Here is a 9,934-nt window from a genome sequence, read left to right as displayed (position 1 = left end):
CGGCGGTCGGCGTTGGCGCGGACGGCGGCGGCCAGCCGGCGCTCCTCGGCCTCGGCCGCCTCCTCGGCGGCCCGGCGGGTCTCGAGCGCGTCGTCGAGCGCCTCGCGGGCGGCGGCGATCTGCTCCTCGAGCTCGGCCTCCTGCTCGCGGACGGCGGCGGCCTCCTGCTCCAGCTCGTCGGGGTCGCGGCCGGACCTCGGCGCCTCGCCCGCGGCGGACAGGTGGCGGGCCCGCTCGGAGGCCAGCGACGCCGTGCCGCGGACCCGCTCGCGCAGCCCGGACAGCCGGTACCACGCGTCGGAGGCCTGAGCCAGCCGCGGCGCGACCTGCGCGACCTCGGCCTCCAGCCGGGACTCCGCGGCGCGCGCCCGCTCGAGCTCGCGGGCCAGCTCGGCCTGCCGGGCCTTCAGCGCGGTCTCGTCGGCGACCTCCTGCTCGAGGCTGGACTTGGCCTGCACCAGCTCGTCGGCGAGCACCCGCAGCCGGGAGTCGCGCAGGTCGGCCTGGATGGTGGCGGCCTTGCGGGCCAGCTCGGCCTGCCGGCCCAGCGGCCCGAGCTGGCGACGCAGCTCGGCGGTGAGGTCCTGCACACGGGTGAGGTTGGCCTGCATCGCCTCGAGCTTCCGCAGCGCCTTCTCCTTGCGCTTGCGGTGCTTGAGGACGCCGGCCGCCTCCTCGACGAACCCGCGGCGGTCGTCCGGTGTGGCGGAGAGGACGGCGTCGAGCTGGCCCTGGCCGACGATGACGTGCATCTCGCGGCCGATGCCGGAGTCGGAGAGCAGCTCCTGGACGTCCAGCAGGCGGCACGCCTGGCCGTTGATGGCGTACTCGGAGCCGCCGTTGCGGAACATCGTCCGCGAGATGGTGACCTCGGAGTACTCGATGGGCAGCGCACCGTCGGTGTTGTCGATGGTGAGGACGACCTCGGCACGGCCGAGTGCGGGGCGGCCCGCGGTACCGGCGAAGATGACGTCCTCCATCTTGCCGCCACGCAGGCTCTTGGCACCCTGCTCGCCCATGACCCAGGCCAGGGCGTCGACGACGTTCGACTTACCCGAGCCGTTGGGTCCGACGACACACGTGATGCCCGGTTCCAGGCGTAGCGTCGTGGACGACGCGAAGGACTTGAATCCCCGTAACGTCAAGCTCTTCAGGTGCAATAGACCGACTCCCCTGCTGAGGGGGCCAGCCTACAACCGCGACCCTCAGGTCAAGGCCGGTTGCGGCACCTGAGTGTCGTCGAGGGCGAGCCGGCCGTGCTCCACCGCCGCCTCGGCAAGCTGGTCGTTCTCGACCTGGAGCCGCAGCACCTGCGCCTCGAGGTCGGTCACCCGCCTGCGCAAGCGCTGTACCTCGGTAGCGAGCCTTGGATCAGTACCCCCGACATAACCCAACAGCGCCTTCGCCATTGTCGAAGCCCTCCAGAAGGCCTGAGAATGTGATGATCACTTTTCGTGTGTGACGCGGCACCCGTCTGACCATAGACGCACAGGCCGCAACGCATACCAGCATCTCACCGGACGTGCCTCTCGGTCAACTCGTTCCGGCGATTCGCCATCGCGTCTCACCAGCGAGCATGCCGTGGAGGACGCTGGCAGCGGGGGCAGGTGTATGACGACCGGTTCATGAACGGGTCACGCCGGATCGGCGTGCCGCAGCGGCGGCACGGACGCCCCTCCTGACCGTAGGCGTCCAGCGACCGGTCGAAGTACCCGCTCTCGCCGTTGACGTTGACGTAGAGGCTGTCGAACGACGTGCCGCCCTGCGCCAGCGCGGCCGCCATGACCTCGCGGACGGCCTGCAGCAGCCGGGCGACCTCGGGCCGGCGCAGCGTCTCGGTGGGGCGGGCGTAGTGCAGCCTCGCCCGCCACAGCGCTTCGTCGGCGTAGATGTTGCCGACACCGGAGATCAGCGACTGGTCCAGCAGCGCCCGCTTGATGCCCGTGCGGCGGCGCACCAGCGCCTGCCGGAACGCCTCGTCGTCGAACGCCGGGTCCAGCGGGTCCGGCGCGATGTGCGCGATGGGGACCGGGACGCCGTCGGGACCCAGCCCGGCGACCGCCAGCCCGCCGAAGGTGCGCTGGTCGACGAAGCGCAGCTGGGGGTCGCCGTCGGCGAAGACGAACCGGACCCGCAGATGGGTCTCGTCGGGCGCGGCGGCCGGCTGGACCAGCAGCTGGCCGCTCATGCCGAGATGGCCGACGACGGCGCGCTCGCCGTCGTCCAGCGGCAGCCAGAGGTACTTGCCGCGCCGCCGGGCGTCGGTGAAGGCGGCCTTGACCAGGGAGCCGGCGAAGTCGGCGGGGCCGGCGACATGGCGGCGGACGGCGCGGACGTGCGCCACCTCGACGTGGTCGATGACGCGGCCGACGACGTGGGCGGCCAGGCCGCGGCGGACGACCTCGACCTCAGGTAGTTCGGGCACCGGTGTCGGCGGCCTGCTCGGCCGCGGTCTCCTCGACCGCCGTCTGCTCGGCCGCGGTCTTCTCGGCCGCCGTCTGCTCGGCCGCGGTCTGCTCGGCCGCGGTCTTCTCGGCCGCGGCCTGCTCCGCCTCGGCGGCCGCGCTGAGCGCCTTCCAGGCCAGCTCCGCGGCGCGCGCCTCGGCCTCCTTCTTGCTGCGGCCGGTGCCGGTGCCGCGCACCTCGCCGCTGACCACGACGTCGGCGGTGAAAGTCTTCGCGTGGTCGGGGCCGTCCTCGGCGATGCGGTACTCGGGGACGCCGAGCGCGTGCCGCGACGTCAGCTCCTGCAGCGATGTCTTCCAGTCGAGCCCGGCGCCGAGCAGCGCCGACGCCTCGATGAGGTCGTCGACCAGCCGGTGCACCAGCGCGGACGTCTCGACCAGGCCGCGGTCGAGGTAGACGGCGCCGATCAGCGCCTCGACGGTGTCGGCGAGAATGGAGGACTTGTCGCGGCCGCCGGTGGTCTCCTCGCCGCGGCCGAGCCGGACGAACCGGCCCAGCTCGAGCTCGCGGGCGACGGAGGCGAGCGCGCGCATGTTGACCACGGCGGCCCGCAGTTTGGCCAGCTGCCCCTCGGAGAGGTCGGGGTGCAGCCGGTACAGCGCGTCGGTGACGACCAGGCCGAGCACGGCGTCGCCGAGGAACTCCAGCCGCTCGTTGGTGGGCAGCCCGCCGTTCTCGTACGCGTACGAGCGGTGGGTCAGCGCCAGCTGCAGCAGCTCGGGGTCGACGGGCACGCCGAGACGCCCCTCCAGCACGGACAGGGGTGGGGTCTCGGCCGTCACCAGGGGGCTCCTACGCGAGCCCTCAGACGTCGCCGACCTGGCGACCGTTGTACTCCAGGAACAGCGGGGTGCCCTGGGAGTCCTCGACCACGGTGGCGCGGTGCGCGACGACCCAGGTGGTGCGCCCGTTGACGGTGCGCTTCTGGATCTGCGGCAGCTTCGCCTTCCACTGCGCACGGCGGTGGCGGGTGTTGCTGCGCGACATCTTCCGCTTCGGGACGGCCACAGCTAACTCTTTTCTTCCGGGCCGGCACGCTTGGAGCCGGTCTCGTTCGTGTCGTCGGTGAACAACCCTGCCAGGGCCGCCCACCGCGGATCGGTGGTGTCGTGCGCGTGACCCGGGTCGTCGGCCAGCCGGGCGCCGCAGTCCGGGCACAGGCCCGGGCAGTCGGCACGGCAGACCGGCGACTGCGGCAGTGCGAGCACCACCGCGTCCCGGACCGGTTGTTCGAGGTCGATGAGGTCGTCCTCGACGCGCAGCTCTTCCTCGTCGGTCTCGGTGTCGGGGTCGTCGGCCCGTTCCGGGTAGACGTACAGTTCCTGGACCTCGGCGACGACTTCGCCGTCGACGGGCTCCAGGCACCGCACGCACTCGCCCGAGTACGGAGCCCGGACGGTGCCGGACACCAGCACGCCCTCCATGACCGACTCGAGCCGCAGGTTCAGCTCGATGCCGGCCCCTTCGGGCACCCCGACCACTCCGCCCAGTCCGAGATCGGCAGGCGCCGGAACCGTGAGGGAGACCCGCTGGGTCGACCCTGGCCGACGTCCGAGCTCGTGCGTGGCGAGTACGAACGGGGCGCGCGGATCGAGCGTGCTCAGCGTAGTCAACTCTCGTGCTGGTAAGGGCATGCCAATCTCGACCTCGACGTGAGGCCGACGATGAATGGTACTAGACCCCGGCCGCTAGCCCAAACCCGACGCCAGCTTGTCGGGCTGGGCGTCGCGGCCCTCGTGACGGGGCTCCTCGGCGTCGGCACCGAACCTCTCGGCCTTGCCGTCGGAGCCGGCGGCGAAGTCGTCGACGGCGTCCTGGACGCCGTCGAGCTGCGGCACGACGACGGGGTGGCCGTTGCGGCGCTGCGAGAGCTCCTCGTAGGCCGTGGGGTGGCGCAACTGCTCGCGGCCGTCGCGGACGGTCTCGACGATGCGCGCCGCCGAGATCTCCAGCCGGGCCAGCTTGGCGTCGACGTAGTCGTCGGCGTCGTTGCGGATGTTCTCGGCCTGCTCGCGCGCCTGCTGCAGGATCTCTTCGGCCTCGACGCGGGCGGCCTGCGTGACGGCGTGGTCGGCCACCAGGCGGGCCTGCTCGGCCTTGGCGTTGGCCAGGATGCGCTCGGCGTTGCCGCGCGCCTCGATCAGCAGGGCCTCGCGCTGCCCGAGGACGGCCTCGGCCGCCTGCAGGTTCGCCGGCAGGCCCTCGCGGACCTCGTCGAGCAGGATGAGCAACTGCTGCTTGTTCACCATCGCGGTGGACGACATCGGCATCGTCCGGGCCGAGTCGACGAGCGCGACGATCTCGGCGATCTTGTCATGCACTTCCATGACCTTCCCCCCATGTGCGCCGGAGCGGGGTCACCTGCGTCCCAATCTCTCGTGCAGCCGCTGGAGCACCACGTCCGGTACCAGTCCAGCGACGTCTCCGCCGTAGGACGCTACCTCTTTCACCAAAGAGGACGAAAGGAACGAGTAGTCGGGATTGGTCGCCACGAACAACGTCTCCACTCCCGTCAGGCGGTGGTTCATCTGCGCCATCTGTAGTTCATAGTCGAAGTCGGTGACCGCCCGCAGCCCCTTTACGACAGCCGGGATATCGCGTTGACGGGCGAAATCGACCAAGAGCCCCTCGAAACTCTCGATGCGGACCGAGGGCAGATGGGCACACGCCTTCTCGAGCATGTCGATGCGCTCGTCGAGTGAGAACAGGCCCTTCTTCGACACGTGCACCCCGACGGCGACGACGACCTCGTCGAACAGGCTCGCGGCCCGCTCGATGACGTCGACGTGACCGTTGGTGACCGGGTCGAACGAGCCTGGGCACAGACAGCGGCGCACATGTCCTCCTGTGTCACTTCACCGGGCGCGACCGTACCAGAGCACGGTCTCCCCGTACCGCCGCTCCCGCCCTCCGGTGATGCCGTCGGGCCAGGTCACCGGTGGGCTGCGGCGGTCGCGCTCGACGACCACCAGGGCATCAGGGGCGAGCCAGCCGGCCGTCAGGGAGACGAGTACCCCGCTCAGCTCGGCGTCAACCGTCGCGTAGGGCGGATCGGCCAGCACGAGGTCGTACGGCGCGTCCGGCGGCGCGGCCAGTGCCCGCTCGACCGACGAGGCGGCGACGACGGCGCCCGGCAGCCCCACCGCCTTGACGTTCGCCCTGATCACGGCCGCGGCGCGCGCGTCGGACTCGACCAGCAGGCAGTGCTCCGCACCGCGCGACAACGCTTCCAGGCCGAGCGCGCCGCTGCCGGCGTAGAGGTCGAGCACCCGCAGCCCGCCGAGCCCGCCGCCGAAGGCCGACTCCAGCGACGAGAACAGCGCCTCACGCACGCGGTCGGACGTCGGACGGGTGCGGCTCCCGGGCGGGACGGACAGCCGCCGGCCGCCCGCCGCGCCCGCCACGATCCGCGTCATCGGTGGTCCGGTCCACGTGGTACGGACCTCAGCGCCAGGTCGACAGACACACCCCCATCATGCCGTCGCCGGGTTCGCGTTCGCCGGGGCGGTGACGTCGGCCGGGGGCTCCTCGTCCCCCTGCCGCCCATTTTGGGGCTCCCCGTCCCCCTGCTGGCCCCATTCTCTTGCCGCGAAACCGCGCCTCGAGCGGACTATGGAGGCGCTTCGCGCCGACGGGACCGCTTGACCCGCGGCTTCGCGGCCAAGAACGGGCAGCTATCAGGGGGACGGGGAGGATGGGGGCACGCCTCGGCCTTGGCGTGCCCGTTTCGCCCCGATTTGTCGGGCTGTTGGCGGCGATGATCATCCAGACTCGTCTACACCACCACGATTGTCCGTGCCTCGACACGGTTATAGGCGTGTTGAGGCTGGGGTAATCGTGGTGATGCCCTCCTGAATCACGGTGAAATCTCACCAGATGGACACCGAACGGCACCGAAGCACGCCGAAACGGGCCGAGAAGGCCGGCGTCGTCGCCGCTCCTCCCCCGTCCCCCTGATAGCTGCCCGTTCTTTGCCGCGAGCGCGCGGGTCAAGTCCAAGCGCCCCAACCACAGCGAAGCCCAACAACAACGCGCGCGGACTCGAGGCGCGCGCCCGCGGCCAAGACAATCAGGCAGCAGGGGGACGGGCCCACGCAGCAGGGGGACGGCCAACCTCAGGCCTTGTCGAGATAGTCGGCCTCCTGCTCGGCGAGCGCCGCCTCGACGGCCTCCAGCAGCGCGGGATGCCGAGCGAGGTCGGGGTCGCCCTCGACGACGGCGGAGGCGTCCTCGCGGGCCTGCTCGATGATCTCGACGTCGCGGATGACCTTGAGCAGCTTGAGGCTGGACCGCCGGCCGGACTGCGCCGCGCCGAGCACGTCGCCCTCGCGCCGCTGCTCGAGGTCGACCTGCGAGAGCCGGAAGCCGTCGCGGGTGCCGGCGACGGCGTCCAGCCGCTCGCGCGCCGGCGTGCCCGGCGCCGCCTCGGTGACCAGCAGGCACACGCCCGGGATCGCACCGCGGCCGATGCGGCCGCGCAGCTGGTGCAGCTGCGAGACGCCGAAGCGGTCGGCGTCCATGATCACCATCATCGACGCCGTCGGCACGTCGATGCCGACCTCGATGACGGTGGTCGCGACGACCACGGGCGTCGTACCGGCCGCGAACGCCGCCATGACGGCGTCCTTCGCCTCCGCGGGCATCCGGCCGTGCAGCACGTCCAGTCCGACGCCGGCCAGCGGGCCGGTGCGCAGGTACTCGGCCAGCTCGAGGACGGCGACGGGGCGGCGTTTGTCGCCGTCGTCGGCGGGCGGCTCGTCCTCGCCGTTGCCGTCGTCGTCGCCGATGCGCGGGCAGACGATGTAGACGCGGTGGCCGGCCTCGACCTCCTCGCGCACCCGTTGCCAGGCACGGTCGAGGAAGTGCGGCTTCTCGTCCACCGGGACGACGTGGGTGGCGACGTCGGCGCGGCCGCGCGGGACGTCGGAGAGCGTGGAGATCTCGAGGTCGCCGAAGACCGTCATCGCGACCGTCCGCGGGATCGGCGTCGCGGTCATGACCAGCACGTGCGGGCGCGTGCCGTCGCGGCTCTTGGCGGCCAGCGCGGCGCGCTGCTCGACGCCGAACCGGTGCTGCTCGTCGACGACGACCAGGCCGAGGTCGAAGAACTGCACGTTCTCCTCGAGCAGGGCGTGCGTGCCGACGACGATGCCGGCGTCGCCGACCCCGATGTCGAGCAGCGCCTCCTTGCGGGCGGCCGTGCCCATGGAGCCGGTGAGCAGCGCGACCCGGGTGCCGATCTCGGAGCCGCCGAGCATGCCGCGCTGCGCGAGCGGGCCGAGCATCGCCGTCAGCGACCGGTAGTGCTGCTGGGCCAGCACCTCGGTGGGCGCCAGCAGCGCGGCCTGTCCCCCGGCGTCGACGACGGCGAGCATCGCCCGCAGCGCGACGACCGTCTTGCCGGCACCGACCTCGCCCTGCAGCAGCCGGTGCATCGGGTGCGGGGTGTCGAGCTCGGCGGCCAGCCGCTCGCCGATCTGCCGCTGGCCCTCCGTCAGCTCGAACGGCAGCCGCTCGTCGAGTGCGTCGACCAGCCCGCCGGGCCGTGCCCGGCGCGGCGTCGCCGGCAGCGCGGCGGTGGAGAGCCGCCGCCGGGCCAGCTCGGTCTGCAGGACGAACGCCTCCTCGAACCGCAGCCGCCGCTGCGCCGCCCACGCCTTCTCGATGGCCCGGGGCCGGTGCACGGCGTGCAGCGCCTCGGCCAGCCCGGGCAGGCGCCGCTTGCGCAGCACGTCGTCCGGCAGCGGGTCGGGCGGGTCGCCGAGCTGCTGGAGCACGACGTCGACCGTCTTGGCGATCAGCCAGGACGGCACCTTCACGCTGGCGGGGTAGACCGGGATGACTTCGTCGGCGTACTTCTCCGCGGCCTCCCTGATGTCACCGGCGTCGTCGGGGAACATCTCGTACTCGGGGTGGGCGAGCTGGCGCTGGTGCCGGAACGTGCCGACCTTGCCGGCGAACAGGCCGATGCGCCCGGGCCGGAGGTCGCGCTCGCGCCACGCCTGGTTGAAGAAGGTCAGCGTCAGCTCACCGGTGCCGTCGGTGACGACGGCCTCGAGGATCGAGCCGCGGCGGTTCTTCATGCTCCGCTTCGACACGCTCTTGACCATGGCGACGACGGTGACGAGCTCGTCCTCGCGCAGCGAGCTGAGCTCCGTCAGCTCGCCGCGCTGGACGTACCGGCGCGGGTAGTGGCGCATGAGGTCGCCGACGGTGTGCAGGTCCAGCGTGTTCGCCAGCGCCTTGGCGGTCTTGTCGCCGACCACGGTGGTCAGCTGCGTGTCGAATCCGACCATCACTCGACTCCGAGCAGTAGCGGGTAGCGGGGCTGTCCGCCCCGGTAGACGACGGTGTCGGCCTCGGGGTGGCCGCGGCGGACCGCGCGGGCGACGCCGTCGGCGAGGCCCGGGCCGGCGCCGTCGCCGGTGACGACGGTGACCAGCTCGCCCCCTGCCGCGAGCATACGGGCGACCACCTCGATGGCGACGTCCAGCAGGTCGGCGCCGATCACCGCGAAGTCGCCGTCGACCACTCCGAGCACGTCGCCCGGCTTGCAGACGCCGGCCATGGTGACCGCCTCCTTCGCGGCGATGGTGACGGCGCCGTGCCGGGTGTGGCCGGCGGCGGCCGTCATCGCGACGACGTCGGCGTCGAAGGCCCGGTTCGGCTCGTGGACGGCGAGCGCGGCCAGGCCCTGCACCTGCGCGACCGCCGGGATGACCGCGGCCCTTCGGTGGTGGCTGCGCAGCTCGGCCGCCGCCGCTTCCGCCACCGGGACCGCGTCGCGCTCGTTCGGCAGGATGACGACGTCGCTGCTCCGGGTGGGGTCGCCACGCTCGACGGCGGCCAGCATCTCGCCCGTGGACGGCCGGTGCCCGGTCGCCGTGGCGACGACGACGGCGCCGGCCTCGGCGAACAGCTCGGCCAGCCCGTCGCCGGCGGCGAACGCGACGACGACGCGGTTGCGGGGCTCGTTCGGTGAGGTCCGGTGCTGGACGGGCAGGTAGCTGACGCTGATGCGGTGCGGACGGCCGGCGGCGATGCCCGCTTCGATGGCCGCGCCGGCGTCGTCGGTGTGGACGTGGACGTTCCACTGCTCCCCCGCTCCGCTGACCACCAGCGAGTCGCCCAGGCCCGACAGCCTCCGCTTGAGGGCGTCGATCGCATGGTGCGGGGCGTCGAGGAGGTACATGACCTCGTAGGCGGGGGTGTCGTCGTCGGCGCGCTCTTCGCCGGGGCGGACCGGCGCCGGGACGGTGTGGGTGCCGACGACGCGCGGCCCGGGCAGCGGCCGCCGTCCGGTCAGGACGGTGTCGAACGCGTCCAGCAGCACGGTCAGCCCGCGCCCGCCGGCGTCGACCACCCCGGCGCGGCGGAGCACGTCGAGCTGGTCGGGCGTCCTGCCGAGGGCCTCGTGCGCGGCGGCGGCCGCGGCGAGGGCGACGGCCGGGAGGGTCGGGGCCGGCTG

11 protein-coding genes are annotated in these 9,934 nt (G+C 72.6%); all 11 read right to left on the bottom strand.

Going from position 1 to position 9,934, the window contains the following annotated elements; genetic code table 11:
• Nucleotides 1-1,160: chromosome segregation SMC family protein (locus tag DY240_RS26125; protein ID WP_147375532.1), on the bottom strand; the 1,160-nt coding region annotated here is incomplete at its 3' end.
• A gap of 45 nt (nt 1,161-1,205) precedes the next feature.
• Entirely contained in the window at nt 1,206-1,409 is a 204-nt protein-coding gene (locus DY240_RS34235; RefSeq protein ID WP_119662607.1) for a hypothetical protein, read from the bottom strand.
• A 155-nt stretch (nt 1,410-1,564) separates the two neighbouring features.
• Entirely contained in the window at nt 1,565-2,425 is an 861-nt protein-coding gene (gene mutM / locus DY240_RS26115; protein ID WP_119662606.1) for a bifunctional DNA-formamidopyrimidine glycosylase/DNA-(apurinic or apyrimidinic site) lyase, read from the bottom strand.
• Complete coding sequence (gene rnc, locus DY240_RS26110) at nt 2,409-3,251, bottom strand: ribonuclease III (RefSeq protein WP_119662608.1); 843 nt, start codon at nt 3,249-3,251, stop codon at nt 2,409-2,411. Before rnc ends, mutM begins: the two co-directional genes overlap by 17 nt.
• Before the next feature lie 19 nt (nt 3,252-3,270).
• Nucleotides 3,271-3,474 (bottom strand): 50S ribosomal protein L32, encoded by a 204-nt coding sequence (gene rpmF, locus DY240_RS26105; protein WP_119662605.1) that lies wholly within the window; start codon nt 3,472-3,474, stop codon nt 3,271-3,273.
• 2 nt (nt 3,475-3,476) lie between these two features.
• Nucleotides 3,477-4,079, bottom strand: a complete 603-nt coding sequence (locus DY240_RS26100) for a YceD family protein (protein WP_119662604.1) — start codon at nt 4,077-4,079, stop codon at nt 3,477-3,479.
• Between the two features lie 75 nt (nt 4,080-4,154).
• A complete protein-coding gene (locus DY240_RS26095; protein ID WP_147375531.1) occupies nt 4,155-4,793 on the bottom strand; it encodes a hypothetical protein in 639 nt (212 codons plus the stop codon).
• Nucleotides 4,794-4,823: 30 nt separating this feature from the next.
• Nucleotides 4,824-5,303: a pantetheine-phosphate adenylyltransferase gene (gene coaD, locus DY240_RS26090; RefSeq protein ID WP_119662602.1), complete on the bottom strand. Its 480-nt coding sequence runs from the start codon at nt 5,301-5,303 to the stop codon at nt 4,824-4,826.
• Nucleotides 5,304-5,321: 18 nt separating this feature from the next.
• Nucleotides 5,322-5,882 (bottom strand): 16S rRNA (guanine(966)-N(2))-methyltransferase RsmD, encoded by a 561-nt coding sequence (gene rsmD / locus DY240_RS26085; protein WP_119662601.1) that lies wholly within the window; start codon nt 5,880-5,882, stop codon nt 5,322-5,324.
• Between the two features lie 699 nt (nt 5,883-6,581).
• Nucleotides 6,582-8,762 carry an ATP-dependent DNA helicase RecG gene (recG, locus tag DY240_RS26080; RefSeq protein WP_119662600.1) on the bottom strand — a complete coding sequence of 727 codons (2,181 nt, stop codon included), beginning with the start codon at nt 8,760-8,762 and terminating at the stop codon, nt 6,582-6,584.
• Nucleotides 8,762-9,934 (bottom strand): DAK2 domain-containing protein (locus DY240_RS26075; RefSeq protein ID WP_119662599.1); only part of this gene is annotated, 1,173 nt, incomplete at its 5' end. The genes recG and DY240_RS26075, both read right to left, overlap by 1 nt.

The sequence above is a fragment of the Jiangella rhizosphaerae genome, assembly GCF_003579925.1.
Classification (GTDB): domain Bacteria; phylum Actinomycetota; class Actinomycetes; order Jiangellales; family Jiangellaceae; genus Jiangella; species Jiangella rhizosphaerae.
This window is presented reverse-complemented; position numbering and strand designations above follow the sequence as displayed.